General features: G+C 54.3%; 14 protein-coding genes. 7 read left to right on the forward strand and 7 right to left on the reverse strand.

Features of this window, described 5'->3' with window-relative positions; translation table 11 throughout:
• Window positions 1–234: 234 nt before the first annotated feature.
• Together QNM96_RS18835 and QNM96_RS18840 are read left to right on the forward strand one after the other, a co-directional pair.
• Window positions 235–486: an MTH865 family protein gene (locus QNM96_RS18835; protein ID WP_283838300.1), complete on the forward strand. Its 252-nt coding sequence runs from the start codon at window positions 235–237 to the stop codon at window positions 484–486.
• Window positions 487–778: 292 nt separating this feature from the next.
• The gene (locus QNM96_RS18840) at window positions 779–2,809 is read left to right on the forward strand and encodes a bacterio-opsin activator domain-containing protein (RefSeq protein WP_283838301.1); all 2,031 of its coding nucleotides are present in this window, start codon (window positions 779–781) and stop codon (window positions 2,807–2,809) included.
• A gap of 111 nt (window positions 2,810–2,920) precedes the next feature.
• Here QNM96_RS18840 and QNM96_RS18845 read toward each other — a convergent pair whose 3' ends face one another.
• The 5 genes from QNM96_RS18845 to QNM96_RS18865 all read right to left on the reverse strand — a co-directional run bounded on the left by QNM96_RS18845 (window position 2,921) and on the right by QNM96_RS18865 (window position 9,053).
• Window positions 2,921–3,271, reverse strand: a complete 351-nt coding sequence (locus QNM96_RS18845; RefSeq protein ID WP_283838302.1) for a winged helix-turn-helix domain-containing protein — start codon at window positions 3,269–3,271, stop codon at window positions 2,921–2,923.
• A 244-nt stretch (window positions 3,272–3,515) separates the two neighbouring features.
• On the reverse strand, window positions 3,516–4,364 hold the full coding sequence (gene otsB / locus QNM96_RS18850; RefSeq protein ID WP_283838303.1) for a trehalose-phosphatase: 849 nt from the start codon (window positions 4,362–4,364) through the stop codon (window positions 3,516–3,518).
• Between the two features lie 3 nt (window positions 4,365–4,367).
• Window positions 4,368–6,071 carry a trehalose-6-phosphate synthase gene (locus QNM96_RS18855; RefSeq protein WP_283838304.1) on the reverse strand — a complete coding sequence of 568 codons (1,704 nt, stop codon included), beginning with the start codon at window positions 6,069–6,071 and terminating at the stop codon, window positions 4,368–4,370.
• A 358-nt stretch (window positions 6,072–6,429) separates the two neighbouring features.
• Complete coding sequence (locus tag QNM96_RS18860; RefSeq protein ID WP_283838305.1) at window positions 6,430–7,638, reverse strand: orc1/cdc6 family replication initiation protein; 1,209 nt, start codon at window positions 7,636–7,638, stop codon at window positions 6,430–6,432.
• A 1,286-nt stretch (window positions 7,639–8,924) separates the two neighbouring features.
• A complete protein-coding gene (locus tag QNM96_RS18865) occupies window positions 8,925–9,053 on the reverse strand; it encodes a hypothetical protein (RefSeq protein WP_283838406.1) in 129 nt (42 codons plus the stop codon).
• Window positions 9,054–9,450: 397 nt separating this feature from the next.
• On the opposite strand from QNM96_RS18865, the gene QNM96_RS18870 reads away from it, so the two are divergent.
• From QNM96_RS18870 to QNM96_RS18890, 5 genes are all read left to right on the forward strand, one after another.
• Window positions 9,451–10,281, forward strand: a complete 831-nt coding sequence (locus tag QNM96_RS18870; protein ID WP_283838306.1) for an SCO family protein — start codon at window positions 9,451–9,453, stop codon at window positions 10,279–10,281.
• A 2-nt stretch (window positions 10,282–10,283) separates the two neighbouring features.
• Entirely contained in the window at window positions 10,284–10,838 is a 555-nt protein-coding gene (locus QNM96_RS18875; RefSeq protein ID WP_283838308.1) for a TlpA disulfide reductase family protein, read from the forward strand.
• Between the two features lie 71 nt (window positions 10,839–10,909).
• A complete protein-coding gene (locus QNM96_RS18880; protein ID WP_283838309.1) occupies window positions 10,910–11,581 on the forward strand; it encodes a cytochrome c biogenesis protein CcdA in 672 nt (223 codons plus the stop codon).
• 380 nt (window positions 11,582–11,961) lie between these two features.
• Entirely contained in the window at window positions 11,962–13,815 is a 1,854-nt protein-coding gene (locus QNM96_RS18885) for a bacterio-opsin activator domain-containing protein (RefSeq protein ID WP_283838310.1), read from the forward strand.
• Window positions 13,816–14,098: 283 nt separating this feature from the next.
• Entirely contained in the window at window positions 14,099–14,800 is a 702-nt protein-coding gene (locus QNM96_RS18890; protein ID WP_283838311.1) for a helix-turn-helix domain-containing protein, read from the forward strand.
• Between the two features lie 3 nt (window positions 14,801–14,803).
• Here QNM96_RS18890 and QNM96_RS18895 read toward each other — a convergent pair whose 3' ends face one another.
• Together QNM96_RS18895 and QNM96_RS18900 are read right to left on the reverse strand one after the other, a co-directional pair.
• Window positions 14,804–14,977 carry a DUF5786 family protein gene (locus QNM96_RS18895; protein WP_283838313.1) on the reverse strand — a complete coding sequence of 58 codons (174 nt, stop codon included), beginning with the start codon at window positions 14,975–14,977 and terminating at the stop codon, window positions 14,804–14,806.
• A 343-nt stretch (window positions 14,978–15,320) separates the two neighbouring features.
• Window positions 15,321–17,384 (reverse strand): cation:proton antiporter, encoded by a 2,064-nt coding sequence (locus QNM96_RS18900; RefSeq protein WP_283838314.1) that lies wholly within the window; start codon window positions 17,382–17,384, stop codon window positions 15,321–15,323.
• Between the last annotated feature and the right edge of the window lie 149 nt (window positions 17,385–17,533).

Below are 17,533 nucleotides of genomic sequence, written 5' to 3' on the forward strand. Positions count from 1 at the left end.
GACCAACACGTTGTAGTGAGAGGTCATTATAGTTTTGGGGGCTACTGACCGCAGGACGAGACCCGTGAGAGACTGCAGTTGACAAGCCAATGGATATCTCTCGTATGAGGAGGGTATTATCTGACACCGGTTGGAATGAAAATAGGTGGACCTCACGGAAGCCCTAGTATTGTCTATACATCTATAATATGCATAAACAGGTTTATTATTTATCAAACGTAACTAGCGACTGCAATGGCAGATGAAGCTGAACTCCGAGACCAGATGACCGAGGCGTTCGAAGGCGCAGATTACCCGATTTCGAGTCCAATGGACCTCGTCCCAGCACTTCCAAACGGCCCTGGAACGAAATTCGAGTCGGGCGACTTCTCGATGACCGCAATGGAACTGAACACGAAACTTTCCGGCGGAGACTTTCCCTATGAGACCGTCGACGCGTTCGTCGACGACGTCATCGAGGATTTGAAGGATCAAGGAGAGATTTAGACACGCCGTGACGTCTCAGTTGGGGATCGGGGTGCCCCAACAATATCATATTTTCCGAGTCAATCGAAGTCACGTCCCCGGATCCCGAATCGCAGTCGACTCTGTGAGATACGCGCGTATTCACTCGTCCAACGATAGTATGCTCGTCAAGAGCACGTAATTGTAACTACCGCCCGCAGCAGATGTGAGAATTATATCACTACCTTTTTGTTTTATAAATATAATTGATTGATAGAATGGCTGGTCAGACAGTACTCTTCACTCATCTCCTCTCGAAGAACACCACATTTCCATGAGTGACAATACCCCCAACAACGATGTCATCCTGATTTCCGCATCGGAACGCCATCGCCTGCAAACAGCCCTTCACGAAGACGACCGCGTGAATTTGCGGCAAGTTATCGCCCCAGAGGAGACCCTACCAACGCTCGAGAGCAACGGTGTAACTGGAATCGTTCTCGGACTCGAGGACCCAACGACCGTTGAATCCGTCCTCGATCAAATCCGGACGTTAAGTACGTCATCGAAGGTACTCGTCGCCCCAGAAAACGGAAGCGAACGCCTCGCAACTGTATCCTTTCGGTCGGGAGCGTCCGATTATCTCTCCAGTGAATCCACATCAGGCGTCGTCGATCGGGTCGTCACTGAGCTCGAGCATACCGTCGACTCAGCTTCTCAATCTGAAGCCTCTCCGGATCACTCTCAGTCTAAAGTCTCTCTGGATCAAACAGACGAAAGCTACGAGGAATTGTTCGGGCGTGCGTTACCGGAAGAGGCCTTCGTTATTGACGAAAACGGGACGTATCTCGATGCACAGATCAGCGTCAACTCCTCGAAATTATACGACTTCCCTGCGGAGGATCTACTCGGACTCAAGCTTGATGATGTCTTTTCTGCACCGGTAGCGACCAGCCTGCAGGATTGTATTACTCGAACTATTGAAAGCGGATCCGTCCAATCGATCGAATACCAGACCCAGACGGCAAAGGGGCTTCGAACGTTCGAAGCCCGTGTTATTCTCTTAGACGAACAGATACATGGAAAACGCGCCGTCGTTTGGCTTGCCAGGGATATTACGGACTGGAGGGAGAAAGAACAACGGCTCCGATCGCGACACAAACGACTCGAACGTACCAACGAGATCAATGCGGTCGTCAAAGAAGTAATCAAAACGGTCGTCGAATCCCCCACCCGTCCGGCGATCGAGGAAAACGTGTGCGATCGACTCGTCGAATCGGAACTCTACAGTTGTGCACTCGTGGGAGAAGTTGGCGGGGACTCCAACGTGTTCTATCGAGTCGGGAGTGGTGGCCCCGATGCAGAGTTGACGAAGGTAATTGAGCAGGACCTGAGATACCAGCAAGCGATCGAAACGGGAGAGATCCAATCGTTCAGCGACGATGATCGCGTCGACCAGCCACCCGTTCCACTCGAGGGGGTGAAGATTGACTCGAATATCAATTCCGCGATGGTTGTTCCAATCGCCCACGATGACCTCGTCTATGGTGTTCTCACCGTCTTTGCGACCCGGTCAACTGCATTTGGATCAAGGGAGCGCGATAGCTTTCGATTACTCGGCGAATCGATCGGATTTTCAATTAATGCGGTGAAAAACCGTCGCCTGCTCTTTTCCGACGCCGTCGTCGAACTCGAGATTCGGATCGACGGCGGAGACTCCATCTCGTTCCACCTTTCGGAGAAATACGACTGTACGTGTTCGCTGAAGTGGGCAGGAACAACTGCGAGGGGTAACACTTATCAGTACGTGCTTATCGACGGCATCGGCGGTGATACCGTTCGGAAAGAAGCTGAACAGCACAACTCTGTTCAGGAATATCGCATCGTTCACGACGGCGACGAGCACTGCATCGCCGAACTTCGACTCGTTAAATCGGGCGTCAGAGCGCTTTCAAACCTCGGTGTAACTATCCGTGATATTTCGGTCGAAGATAGCGTTACAACGTGTCTCCTCGATGTCCCTCGAGACGCAGATGTAAGAGAGATTCTGAATAACCTCGGACAGATATACCAGAATACCGAACTCGTCGCGAGGCGAGAAGTAGACCGATCTGTCCGGACTGTCTCGGAGCAGAGAGACCGAATACTCGACCAACTGACCGAAAAACAACTGACTACGCTCCGGTTGGCGTACTACGGCGGCTATTTCGACTGGCCGCGGGGAAGTACGGGTGAAGAAATAGCGGAAGCGATGGATGTCGCACCACCAACGATGCATCAGCATCTCCGAAAGGCGTTACAGGAACTGCTTTGTGAGTTCTTAGAAGAGGGAACACAAACAGTCTTCGACGGAGACCAAACGTGATACCCGTCGTGTAAAGTACTCTGCATACGGTGGACGGGGAACTCGCGCTGTATTCCGTTCAGGCAGTACTATCGCAACTGTACTTACTAGTAGTGGACAAGCAGTGAACCCTTATTCGTCGTCGGCGTCTTCTTCGCCACGAGCGAAACTGGCTGTCGAGTCTCCCGCCGAATCTGCAGTACCTGCAGACGGTCCTTCGATGAGTTCCTCGAAATCGTCTACTTCATCGTACTGGTCCTGGTAGACGAGTGCCGCTTTTCCGAGCGACGTGATTTCGTAGAGTCCCGAGCGTTTGGCAGGCCCGATCTTTTCCACGAGGCCATAATCTTCTAGAACTGGCAATCGTGTGTTGATGTTCTTTCGGCTTTTGTCCGTGTGTGCTGAAAGGTTCGTTGCGACGTTACGTCCTTTGTCCTCGAGAGCCTCGAGAATCAGGAAGTCGGTAGGTTGTCTGAGTTTCATCTCTGATTGCTCTTGTACTCTACTCTATTTCCAGTGGTAACTAATACTTTCGGCTTCGATCCAACCATTTGTAATGGAAATTAGTTCCGGAAGGAGAATAACAATTATCCGTCTATAGAATTTGTAAGTCATCTCATCTATTATATTTCGGGAGGTAGTAAACAATTGCTAGTGTGTCGAACGGCTCTGCGCCTATGTGTACTTATTTCGATTTTGGTCTATCTGTGATGGTTCCACCGATAGGCTATGCAAAACTCCCCGCTGAGTGGGCTACAGGCCGTTCTCGCTCCTGATCGGAGGTCGACAACCTTGTCGTTCCGATCCAGTGTAAGAAGGAAGCGACCTCATCAGGGGATCGAACTCGACACGAGGCCCAGGACTCGGTTTCATCGCCGACGCGAATACCGATGCCATTCGGTTCAACCGTTTCGAAGGCCGATTCATCTGTCGTGTCGTCACCGATATAGAGAACGAGCGGGGACGTCGGCAGTGACGAGCGAAGCAGCTCTACAGCATTTCCTTTCCCCCAGGGTATCTGGGGCGAGATTTCTATCACTCGCTTTCCGTTCGAACGCTCCAGTATGCCGTTTCCCAGCCGATCCGTTACCGACTCCACTATGGAATCCACTGTATCGAAGTAGCGTTCGGGAACCGATCGCAGATGAACCGTCCCTGTTAATCGTTTGTTTTCGACCCAACAATGAGGTATCGGATCGAGCTTCGACTCGAGCCTCGAACAAACGTCTTCGACGAGCGTCGCTCGTTTCTTGGCGATCGGGTGCACCGAAACAATCCCGCTGCGTTGAATTTCGAGCCCGTGATTACCAGCGAAGAAGGTCGGTCCATCGATGCGAGTACGAACGTCAGCAAGGCTTCGACCGCTGATTACCGCCGTCGTGATTGCAGGATTGGACGTAATTCGATCAAGCGCATCCACGGCAGAATCCTTCGGCGATGCCGCTGCTGGATCATCTACAATCGGGGCGAGTGTACCGTCGAAATCGAGACACAGCAACACGGAATCTGCGACACCCAATGCTGTTCGGATTTGTGGCAACCGCTCGTGGACTGGGGTCGGAGTATCGACCGACATGATCTATGATACCGGTGACTGCTGTTCGTTCGGACGCTCGTCCATCGAATCAGTACTCGAATGGATCCGTTGGATTTCGACGAACTGGTCCCGCATCCACGATTCGAGATTCCCCTCGAAAACGCGGTCTCGGAGGACCGACATTCGGCGCTGTTTTTCGCCGGGAGCCGTCGTTAATGCGCGCTCGATCGTATTCGCGAAGTGATTCGGTTGGTCCGGTGCGATCGTATACGTGTGGGAGCCGAGCGTTTCGTGAGCCCCGGCTCGATTGCTCAACAACAACGCTCCCTCCTCTTCGATGCTCGAGGCGAGGTATTCCTGCGCAACGAGATTCATCCCGTCGTTGACTGGGCTGACAACCATTACATCGGCTCGACGGTACAACGCACACAGTTCGTCCTGTGGAAGGATATCTTCTGTGTAGACGATCGGCCGCCAATCAGCAGCGCCGAACCGTGCGTTGATCCGATCGACCTGCTGTCGGACTGCCTCGCCGAGTTGTTCGTACGCCGGGATATCCGTGCGTGATGGAGTCGCCTTCTGTACGAACGTGAACTGACCTCGCCATTCCGGGTTCCGATCGAAGAAGGTCTCGATTGCCGTAAGTCGTTGTGGGATCCCTTTCGTGTAATCGAGTCGGTCGACACCGAGTCCGATCGTGTTTGTCCGCGGAATGTCGTATCTCGAGCAAATCGACTTCCAGTGACTCTCGTCGGTGGCTTCGGATTCCTCGGCGTAGGACGATGCATCGATTCCCATCGGTGTTGCAACGACACGAGTCGTGTTCCCGTCGTAGCTAACCGTTCGAGTGCTTCGATGGACCGTTGCGTTTTCGACGAACCTATCGACGCACTCGAGAAAGAGATCCGCATATCGATCGACGTGAAACCCAAGCAGGTCGTTGCCCAGCAATCCTTCTAATAGCTCCTTCCCTTCCGGGCAATTGACGAACGTCTCCGGAGACGGCCACGGGATATGCCAGAAGTGAGCGATCGTCACGGAATCAGAAACCCGTTCTCGAATCAGTTTCGGTGCGAAGCCGAGGTGATAGTCCTGTAACCAGACCACAGTATTCTCCGAGACGTGTTCGGAGACGGCACTCGCAAACCGATGGTTGATGGTTCGATACCACTCGAGGTCACCGGGGCGGTCGTCGATCAGATGGGAAAAGCCGTGACAGAGCGGCCAGAGGACACGGTTACTCCAGCCATAATAGTAGGAGTTTACCGCCTCATCAGAGAGCCAGAGACGACGAAGCGTGTACGATTCCTCATCAGGCGGAACGCGTACACAATCGTTCTGATCGGTTACCTGTTCGTCTGCATCCCCGTCACCCCACGCGATCCAGGTACCGTTGGACCGACAGAGAACGGGATCAAGACCCGCAGTAAGCCCGCCAGTTGGTTCGTCAACTGTGATCGATCCCTCCTCCGACTCGTCGTATTCGTGACGATACGGCTGGCGATTCGAAACGACGATCAGCGATTCGGGGCAAACGTCCGATACATCGGGTGGTTTGGTACTGCTGTTGGTGTCGGAGTTACTGCTGTTGGTGTCGGAGTTGCTGCCATTGGGAGTGGTAGAATCACCGGTGGTAGTGGTGCCGGAGTTAGTTTCTTTCGGAGACCGAGATGTGGTGTCTGTGCGGTTGGTAGTAGAGACGTCTCGTCGATCAATCGGCGGCCCTCGATCCTCGAAATTTCGCATTCGGTGGTGAGAGACAGTTTCCCTACGGGTTGGGTCGTCGCCTGCAACCTCATGGTAGTCTAATACAGCCCGATAGTAGTCATCGCAGAAGACTGGTCAACTTATAGGTAGAGTCTCGGTTTGTGAGAGGGTTCTCGAACACACGATGAACGCGTGAGCATCGGTGAGTTAGTCGCGTCCGAGCATCGGTGAGTTAAAAGTGGAAACTGAAATAGTATTCAGTCGGACACCGGGTTTCCGGTGAAGAGTTCCGTTTCAGCGGTCGTTATCGAGAAAACCGAACGATCGAATACAGGATAAATGGAGACAGGAAAGACGATCCATCTGCTGGGCCGTCACTACGCAGACTGGGCCGTCACTACTCAGACTCGACCGTCTCGACGAGGACTTTTTGCACCACATCCGGATCTTCGAGGAGTTGGTGTTCGGTATAACTCCCTTCGGCGCTCCCGCCACTCTGTCGCGACTGTTCGATGATGTCGAGGAACGCGTGTTCTTTCAGGAGATCTCGAACGCGTCGAAGTGAAAGGGTGTCCGATCCCTCCTGGCGACAGATTTCTTCGTAGACATCGAAAATTCTCGTCGTTCGAAAGCCATCTTCGTCGGATTCGTTGAGCGAGAGAACGGCGAGCGCTTGAAGCACGTATCGTGAGTGTGGCGTCGAACCGCGAATCAGTTCGCGGAATCGATCAGTTTCGGCCCGTTCACGCGCCTGTACGACGAACTCCTCGCGAACAGTTTCACTCGAGTTCGATTGTGCGATTTCGCCGGCGTACCGAAGAATGTCGATCGCCTTTCGCGCGTCCCCGTGTTCCCGCGCAGCGAGGGCCGCCGCGCGAGGAATCACGGACGGCTCGAGCACACCGTCTTTGAAGGCATCACTCCGCGCTTGCATGATATCACGGAGTTGATTGGCGTCGTACGGTGGGAAGACGAACTCCCGTTCACACAGTGAGGACTTGACTCGCTCGTCCATCCGGTCTTTATACTTGATCTTGTTACTGATACCGATGACGCCAATTTTGCAATCGGTGAGTTTCCCGGCCTCGCCCGCGCGCGAAAGTTGCATAAGAATATCGTCGTCGTCGAGTTTATCTACCTCGTCGAGGATAATGAGGACGACTCCGTACTGCTTATCGAGAACCTGCCAGAGGCGTTTGTAGTAGGTCGACGTGCTGAGACCCTTATCAGGTATTTTGATGTCGGTAGCCTCCGAATTGTTCATCGAATGAGCGATCGTCTGGACGGCCTGGGTTTCCGTGTTATCCTGTGCGCAATCGACGTACGCGAACTCAGCGGTGACACCCTCTTCTTTCGCGACCCGGACGAGTCGTTCCGAGATGTGCTTTGCACAGAGTGATTTCCCCGTTCCCGTCTTTCCGTATATGAGGAGGTTACTTGGGCTCTGGCCGAAAATTGCGGGGTTCACTGCGTTTGCGAGATCCGCAATCTCGTCGTCACGGCCAACAATTCGACCCTCCTCTGGTAAGTGATTGATCTCGAGGAGCTCTTTGTTCTCGAATATGTGATCGTCTCGAGTGAAGAGATCGTCACCGGAACTCGACATAGGTTATTGACACCACGTTTCCGGTGAATTATCTTTACTGTTTGGATCGGTACTGGTCAAAACAGCGGCGGATAATAGTCGGGGCGGTCGTGGGGTTCGGGGCGGTCGTGGGGTTCGGGGCAGTTGGGGGCCGGAACAATTGTGGGAGTGAGCGAGCGCGCGCACACCACGTTTCCGGTGAATCGGTACAAATGGTACGTCAGTAGGGTGTGGTTGTTGAGAAGACAGGCACACCGGGTTTCCGGTGAAACGTCAAAACGAGTCGTTCCAATTTCAATTTTGGTAACCTGGGAACGACTGGATATCGAGAACGCTTGTGTTTCGTACCCGATCGACGGCACGACGCTCTCGAGTCGAGTATAGTATGTGCTCGGAGTCTATGAAGGGAGTTCGAGATGTGACGATACTTCGTATTTCACTTATTCAGGTTGGTAATGGGTTGGTATAGAGAAAATAAGGATTTGATACATTGGCGTTATAGGGTTAACTTAGAGTTCTTTTTTCCTCCACTAGTAAACCAGGACATTGGATTAGACCATATAGAAGGTTATTAATAGGAGGGAAGTGAAAAGTCCATTAACTGAAGCGGTTTAGTCAGAAGACAAATGTCGGTTTAGTTCGATTTCACCGGAAACCGCTCGAGAGCAGATTTTCGAGAATGATGGTACGGGTATTATCCGTATTATCTTCTGAGCGAGTCCTTCAGCAGAATCAATTCTTCTTGACGATCACCTTCTAATACTTGCTTATATTGGGTCCTATGCAATAATTCAGTAAATAATACGAAAATCGTTCTACTTTACTCGCCTTCTCGTTAAATACTGTTGTCTGTCCATCCCCTTCCACACACCATCTTTCCGGTGAAATCACACCACCTGCAACTGACCCCCACCCCTTCACACCCCGTTTCACCGGAAACGTGGTGTGTGCGCGCTCGAAAAAATTCTATTAATATCCTATCCCGAACTCGCTTTCTTCAAGCGCTCTCAACTCTCGTAGCGCCTGATTATCCCATTCAGTTTCACTGGAAACATGGTGTCCCTGTTCCCTCAATCCGGCTCCTTTTCAATATTCACCGGAAATCAGGTGTGTTCTTTCGTTCCCCGTCGTGGTTCTCCGGCACAATGTGTTGACTTTCCCAGTGTGTTGACCCTCCCAGTGTGTTGACCCTCCCAGTGTGTTGATTCCGAATCATCGTCTCCTCTTTTGCACTCTTCACCGGAAACCCGGTGTGTCTATCCCCGATTCGAACTGTTCACAATTCGCGTCGGTAGCGACGGATCCGGCTAGTAAAAGTAAAACTCGAGTTCGTGACCGCAGTTACTGCAATCGGTTTCCGTCCCACGGAGATGATTTTTGCCGCCGGATTCGACGGGTTGAATACCCGTTCCTGGTGGGATATTTGCGTTGACCATCGTTTGACATTCCGGACAGCCAATCTGCATATTCGTCTGATTCGAACTCGACATGCCCCTCCGTAAATCACACTCGAGGTTAGTTATCCCAACCGTAATCCAACCCATCAGTTGTATTTGACAACGTGACCGTTTCTCGCTCACTGTTTCCCCGAGTTTCTGGACTCGAGTCGTTCGTCGAGATTACCCTGTTCGTCGTTCGTAGCGGACGGTATGATAGTCGAGAGCAGTTTGTCACGTATCGATCTTCGAATTCGGACTTTTCTCGGGAATCCCGGGGAGGTATCTCGACGACTTGCCGATTGTCGTATCCATTCTCGACCTGACACACCGTCCCGTTCCCAGTTTTCAGTAACGAACCAACGAGCATTTCATAGTGCACTCCTACAGTCTACGTATGGACAGACGTTCGTATCTGGGCTCGCTGGCGGGAGTTGGATCTGTCGGTCTCGCTGGTTGTCTCGATAGCGTCAATTTTTTTGACGATAGCGAAACGGCTCTGAGTCCTCCCGACCGAGAGCAGGATTTATCGGATGCAGTCCATCCTATACACGGCGACGAGTTTCCGTCGTTTTCTATTCCAGACCCGATTGCGGACGAAGCGGTTTCGCGGGACGATTTCGTTGGGGATCGAGCATTTCTGATGACTTTCATCTTTACTTCGTGTACTAATGAGTGTGGCACGCTCGTGAACCTTCTTCGACTCGTTCAGGAGGATGCTTTCGAGGAAGGATACGAAGATAACGTCGCATTTCTTTCGATGACGTTCGATCCCGAAACCGATGACGTCGACGCGCTTCGCGAGTACGGGCAACGATACGACGCCGATATCGAGGCAGAGAATTGGCGTTTCCTTCGACCCGAGACGCAAGATGAGGCTCTCGAGTTGGTAAACGACACGTTCGGAGCACCGGTCGAGGTTCAGCCGCCAGAAGAGGGCGAACACAATCACGGCGACGGCGATGAGGGCGATGATGGTAACGAGAGCACCGGCGACGCCGAAACAGATTCGACCGGCGAGCACGATGAATCTGATCAAAGTGAGGACGCACACGACGATAGCCATGGTGACGACCACGAACACGACGATGACGACGAGGAAACCTCCACGCACTATTATATGATCTTTCTCGTCAATCAGGACGGTATCGTCGAACGGTCGTATCCGTATGCTCACCTGGAAACGCCCACAGAGCTCATCGATGATGTCAGAGCGGTGGTCGAGTAACGATGCGTCGACGGGATCTCCTCGCGGGACTGGGAAGCGTGGGGGTACTCGCCAGCGCTGGCGCTGCGGCAGTGTACGGCGTCCCGTCTGTCTCGGAACTACTCGAGGACGATGAGGGTGAAATGCGTCACGACCCGGTGTCGATACAGACCATCGAGGCAACCGGGAGTGAAGCCGGCGAGATCACCGTTCCGGACGAGAATCAGGTCATCTTCGTCGACCTGTTTGCGACGGACTGTAGCCCCTGTCAGGCTCAGATGCCTGACCTCCGTGAGGCGCACGACCGGCTCGGCGATCGAGTCCAGTTCATCTCGGTCACCAACCAGAGCAAAGAGGTTGTCGATGACGACGATATCGCCGAGTGGTGGGACGAGTACGACGCAAATTGGACCGTTGGACGAGATAGTACGTCCGATTTGATCGTTCACTACGGTGCAGGGACGCCTATCGGCCTCGCGTTTGATTCTGCTGGATACCTCCGGTGGGAAGAGTCAGGCCAGAAGACGACGGACCAGGTCGTCACCGAACTCGAGGCAATCCTCGAGGGCGACGAATAATCACGTATGACTGCTACTCACGTTCAATGGATAGCCAATCACCTCTCACGTTCAATGGATAGTCACCTTCGATGATCGACCCTACCCTCGCGTCCGCAATCGGGTTTGCGTTTACAGCGGGTATCGCAACGTTCTTTTCGCCGTGTGCGTATCCGCTTCTCCCGGGATACGTCGGATTTTATGTGAGCCAATCGGACGGCAACCGCTCGTCGCTGAGCGGCTCGGTTCTTCGGGGGTCCGTCGCTGGGACCGGCGTTCTGGCAACGTTTGCGGCCCTCTTCGGTGGGGCATACTGGGTTGGGCAAAACATTCTTAACAGTATGACGGTGCTCGAGCCTCTGGTCGGTGGGGTTCTCGTCGTCTTTGGATTCCTCGTTTTATTGGATCTCGCACCGTCGGTATCCGTAGCGCTCCCCAAGCGTCCCTCCGGACTCACCGGCTTCGGGATCTTTGGCGCTGGCTATGCGCTGGCAGCGGCTGGCTGTGTTGCACCGGTATTTCTCGGCGTCGTTACTCAGGCGATGTCCATGGATCTGGTCCCGGCGGCGCTCGTTGTCGGTTCCTACGTCGGAATCGTCGTCGTGTTGATGATCGCGTTGACCGTCGCGACCGGCGTCGGACTCGTCGCGAACGCTGGGTGGATTGTAAGGCACACGAAGACGATAGAACGCCTCGCCGGTGCCGTCATGATAATCGCGGGGCTGGGTCAGGTATATCTGGCATTTTTTGTCAATACATATTGAACTCCGCTATACTGGCCCCAACGCGTATACTGACCCCCCGACGGTATACTGACCCCGGCACGTCTAGTGGACTCGACTCGCACACCGGCCGACGCGGATTTCACTCGAATCGATCACGGTATTTCTCACCTATCGAACTCGCCCCGCTCGGAACACACCTCGGTTCCGATGAATAATCGCTGTTTAGCGGATGTGACTGGCTTACACGGCAGTAGCTATTTCACTGTCGGGGAGGTCAGATATCGCCGTACGGTAATCGCTTCCTACCTTCGATTACGATGTTGATAATTAATCTCTCAGCGGGGAAATAGGGGAGACGTGCCCGTTGGGTGTGACGAGAGAGTTCGGCGATTAGCTTTCAGAATTGGAGGCGTCGGACGGTGACTAGCGGTCAGAGGTTGCCGACAGAAGGTAGTACGATCGTACTAATCGGCGACCTGTCATCAACCGTCGACATCGAGGATGGTTTGCACACGTGTACCGATATCGGCTCGGTTATCAGTGTCGAATCAGTCGATACCGCACTCGATATCCTCGAGAGCGTCTCGGTACAGTGTCTGGTGTCTGGCCTCACTCGACCCGGACAGGGATCAGAACGAGTAGAGAACCCCGTCGAACGCGACGACACGAACCAAAGCGGGAGTGACGCTGGATCACGCTCGAGAGCCGGTGTACCCGATCGACCGGGAGAAGAGTCAGAATCTCCAGAGCGCGACGGCCTCGCACCGTCGATCGGGTCTATTGAGAGGCTCGTCGACGCCGCTGGTGATCGACCGGTAATCGCGGTTGCGGAGGCAAACGCCGAACAGGTTCTCGAGGCTGGCGCTCACGATGTTATCGGTCCGCATACGCCGCTTGAGGCGGCTGTCGCTCGGATTCTAAACGCGGCCGAACGATATCGACTCGAGTCGATTACGGTCGCTGGTCCGACTCCGCCATCCGAATCGCTTACGACTCTCGGGTCGATCCCATCGGATCCTCAATTTTGGCCATCTTTCGAGAGCGTCATTCGTGAGGCGTCGCTCGCTCACGACGACCTTCGGACGGAGCGTAATCGCCTCGAATCCCTGTTACATTGTCTGTACGCCGCGTGGTGGCGCTTGGGGCGTGCAGAATCGAGATCTCAGGTCGAGAGACGTCTCTGTGAGGCGCTCTCAGCCGTAGAAAACGCCGATCTGGTGTGGGTCGGTCGTCTCACTCCCGAAGTGTTGGAGGTCACTCCGGAAACCTGGGTTGGCGGACGCGACGAATATCTCAAAGAACAGTTATATTCTCTCGAGGGGACGGACCTGTCTCCAGCAGCGGCGACAGTCACGTCCGGGTCTCGAACGCTGATCGAGGAAACGACGACGCAACCATCTGGGTTGCGATGGGCCCGGACGGCACTCGAACACGGAATTCGCTCTATTTGTAGCGCCCCGATCGATTTTCAGGGCATCACCTACGGCTGTTTGACGGTCTGTTCGACCGAACCGGCGGCGTTCGACCAGTGGACGGTCGATGGCGTCTCGGCGCTCGCCGAGGTGGGTGGCGTTCTGATCAATCGTCTCGAGTTGCGGTCGGCGGTCTATGCAGACCAGATGGTCGAACTGGAGGTCCTCGTCGAGACTGGCGACGATCCGTTGACGGTTCTCGCCGAGTATCTCGATCAGCGCGTCGATATCGAGACTGTCGTGGCGCGGTCGACCTTTGGATCCGTGGGAACGATATCGGTTTCATCGATACCGGAGGAGAATGAGACGGCCCTGTCTTCCGCAATTGAGGGCATTCGGTCGGTACAGACGATGACTGGGGGTCACGATTCTATGAGGATGCAAGTTCAGTTCGCCGAACGAACGATCGCTGATTCGCTCGCTGATCACGGTGCAGTAGTCCGATCGCTGGAACCTGTTGGCAACCGTGTCAGAATCACGGTCGAACTCCCTGCGGACCGATCGGTGCGGCGAGTGGTACAATTCCTCGAGGACGAGGTATCGAACACGGAACTGATTACCCGTCGATCCGAACGTTCACCTCGAGATCAGTCTGGACGGTTCGAGGACAGACTGGAGAAGGGTCTTACAGAACGCCAGCGCCAGACGTTGGAGACTGCCTATTATAATGGGTATTTCGATTGGCCCCGCGAGCGAACCGGCGAGGAAATCGCCGACGCGTTAGGCGTTTCTCAACCGACGTTTACGCGCCATTTCAGAACAGCCCAGCGAAAATTGTTCGAATTGTTATTCGATCAGTAGTGAGGATTGATCGTATCAGTATTCAATACTTACTCTGTCCCGAGCGCTCACCCGATGTGTACAAATCGCGTAATAGCGTGTTTCCTTCGGGGTGAAATATACACGAAATAGCGAGCATGAATAGGTATAGCGTATAGATAATGCTATATTTCGCTGTATAGCAGTCGGATCTTTTTTTGAGGACTCGAATCGTTTGGTAGATGAGTACACGCTCAGTAACCGATTCTTACAGCGACATATTGCCGTTTTCTGTCCCGAAGCTGACTCGAACGAGGGTGATCAGATGAACGCTCACGTCGCAGAGACCGAACGAACAGCAGTTATCCCTCGAGCGGAAGGGGGTATCACCGCGGAAATTCATCTCACACACCGGAAGTTACTGTGCGTTCCGACGATTAAGCGCGTTCCGAAGCTTTCGATCGAACCGGACTACACGACGGACTCTCCGACCGGACGAACGAGCACGTATCTCACGGTGTTCGGTGACAACTTCGACGCGTTTGAATCGGCCCTCGAGATCGATGACACGGTGAACAACCCCGTCCTCTACGAGCGCTGTTCCGATCACCGGGTCTACCGAGTAACACTTGCGGAATCGGTTATCCGGTTTACCCCGACCGCAGCGGCCGTCGAAGGCCGCGTTCTCGATGTCCGGAGTTCGCGTGATGGGTGGACCGCTACCGTCCGATTTCCGTCTCGAGATGCGCTTATCGGGTTTAACCAGCGGTGTCGCGAGCAGGACATTCAGGTGTCAGTCAACAACATTCGGGGTTCGGATGGCAACGATAGGTGTTTACTTCCGTTAACACGGAAACAAGCGGATTTGCTCGTGGTGGCGTACGAAGAGGGATATTTTGACGTTCCCAGAGCTATTTCACAGGAGGAGTTGGCGACGAAAATCGGTGTTTCGAAATCTGCAGTATCGCAACGGCTTCGTCGGGGTCTGGCTGAACTCTGCCGATCGTCGATACCGACTGTGGAGTGAACCCTATTCGTCGTCTTTCATCTCGCCGAGCTGTGAGATGAGTTCGTCGGTGGATGCGCTGGATTCGACGGTCATCTTCCCGTCGTGGTCATGTTCGTGGACGGTGACCGCTTCACCATCGTCTTCCTCTGCTGACTCTTGCTGTTGCTCGGATTCGTCGTAGCTTCCAAAACCCATGTATTTGACTTTCACCGGCCCTAAAAAGGTGTGCCGATTTGCACCCGTCGTGAGACGCCCTCACGTCACACGATATATCGCGTTTAGTTCCGAATAAAGTCGCTTCTTGAGGGGGGACGATGTCGAACTGTCCGGGGAAAGTTTGATTTCGTCTCAGGGGTTCAACGTCGTCCCGGGAAGGTCGATTTCGTCACGTCGAGTTCGACCTGATACGGCGGTGTTCTCTTTCGAACTATCTTGAACCTCGAATAAAATCTTCGTAACACGACTGTCTCGGTAGATTCGGCAACTCCCTCATTCGAGCCGAATTTCACCGGAACTCCGGTGTGTACTCCCTCAGCACTTACTCGATTCGGAGATACCGACGATCGTATTCGGGTTCTCCCTGTCGCGGATGGATGATGATAAACGATTCCGGCGGGAGGTTTGCCAGTCGCGCAGGCAGGTCCTCGAGTTCCGATTGCCAGCCGACGTCGCCGCGTCGCGGGGAAATACCGATGATGAGGTCGTTTTCGTCCGTTTCTTCCTCGAGCGTCGGCAGGAGGTCTCCCCACTCGTCGACGGATTCGAACTCCGTCGTGGCTTCGACCTCGACGAGATCGAACAGCCGCTCGAACTGGTGTGATCTCCCTTCGACGACGAGGACCGTTATCTGGACGCCGAGACTTGCGGCGAGGCGTTTGGTCATGTGGACGGCCTCGTTGAAGCCCTCGTGATGATCCGCTCCCATTGGGACCACGACGAAGATTTGATTCGTCGTGTTGATCGGGTGACCGAGCCGCGAGATGAGGACGGGGAGCGGCGTCCGCTCGAGCACCTGATCGATAATGCTACCGAATATCCGGTGGCTGAACGTCTCGTTGGCGTCCCATCCCATGATGATCTGATTCGCCTGCACCTCGATCGCTCCCTGGACGATGCCCGATGCGACGTTGTGGTTGACTCGAGCTTCCGTCTGGACGGGAACCTCCGCGGCCCCGCCGAAGTCAGCAACTTCGTTGAGTTCGGCCTGGACCGAGGCGACTTGTTCTTCGGTCGGCCGTTCGGTGTCCGGCTGGATCACGGTCATGACGTGTATCGGTTCAGTTCCGCGTTCTCCTTTGATTACGAAGGCGAGTTCCATCAACCGCCGTTGTAATTCGGCGTTGTGTGAAAGCGGGAGCAAGATGTTGGGGTCCTTGGGGCTGTCGTCGCCCGCCCCGACGTCGCGCTCGAGTGCGAGTTGGGTCGCAGCCCGTTCGGTGAGCCACGGACTGACCAATGCGGTCACCACGAGCATCAGGACGACTGCGTTGAGGACTTCGTCGCCGAACAGTCCGGCGTCGACGCCGATGAGCGTAATCGCGAGCGCGGCCGCGGCCTGTCCGACCGAAAGGCCGAAGATGACGTTCCGTTCGTTGTTCGTGTACCCTTGAACGGTCGAAACGAGCCAGGCTGCAGCCCCCTTACAGGCGACCATCACGACGATGATGACCGCTGCAATCTCCAATGTTTGGAAGCCGTCGAAGATAATCCCGACGTCGACTTGCATGCCGACGTGAAGGAGGAAAAACGGGATGAAAAAGGCGTTTCCGACGAACTCGATCCGGTTCATGAGTGTTCCACCCTGTGGGATCTGCCGGTTGAGTGCGAGTCCGGCGACGAACGCACCCAGAATTCCGGAGATCTCGAGTACTTCCGCGAGACTTGCGGACGCAAAAATTGCGACCATCACGAACAGGAACTCGAAGTAACTTTCTTGACTGAAGTTCTGGAAGAACCGTCTGGAAATCGGCGGGACGATGAACCAGACGGCACCGAAGAGAATTGCGAGCGAGACGAAGATCGTGGCGAACAACCACACCGAGAGTCCGTCCGCGATAGCACCGGTCACGACGGCGAGCACGATCAGCGCGAGCGTGTCCGTAAAGAGAATTCCGCCGAAGACCGCGGTTACGGCTCGGTTTTTCGTCACGTTGAGCCGGTTGGCGACGGGATAGGCGAGCAACGTGTGCGAAGCGAAGACCGACGAAAGCAAGAGCGCGGCCAGCGGGTCGAAGTCAAGGATCGTCGTGAGTGTAATCGTCCCCACTACGAACGGGAGGAAGAAACTCGTGAGACCGAAAAGCGCCGCGTTTTCAGGCGCCTCTTTGAACCCCTGCAAATCGAGTTCGAGTCCGACGGTAAAAAGGAGGTAGATGAGACCGACCTCACCGAGGAGAACAATCGCGTCGGAGTGTTCGACGATATCGAAGATGCCCGGCCCGATGAGCGCCCCGAAAACGACGATTCCGACGATTCCGGGCTGTCCGAGGCGCTTGATGAGCAGCGGCCCAACCAGGAAGACGGCCATCGCGATAGTAAAAACGAGGACCGGATCCTCGAGTGAGAGCGCGGCATCGGTCAGAACGAGCGGTGAAAGAGACATTCGTTAGATCACTTTTGTGGGGAAGCGGTAGTCGGCCATCGAAGGGGACTGTCGATTGCCTCTGGGCTCGATAGCGCCAACTCGATCGGTATCTCTCTTGATGGCGAATGGTGTGTACATCTGTTTCGGCATTTACCGGCAATTTTCAG

The organism is Halostagnicola sp. A-GB9-2, assembly GCF_030068615.1.
GTDB lineage: Archaea > Halobacteriota > Halobacteria > Halobacteriales > Natrialbaceae > Halostagnicola.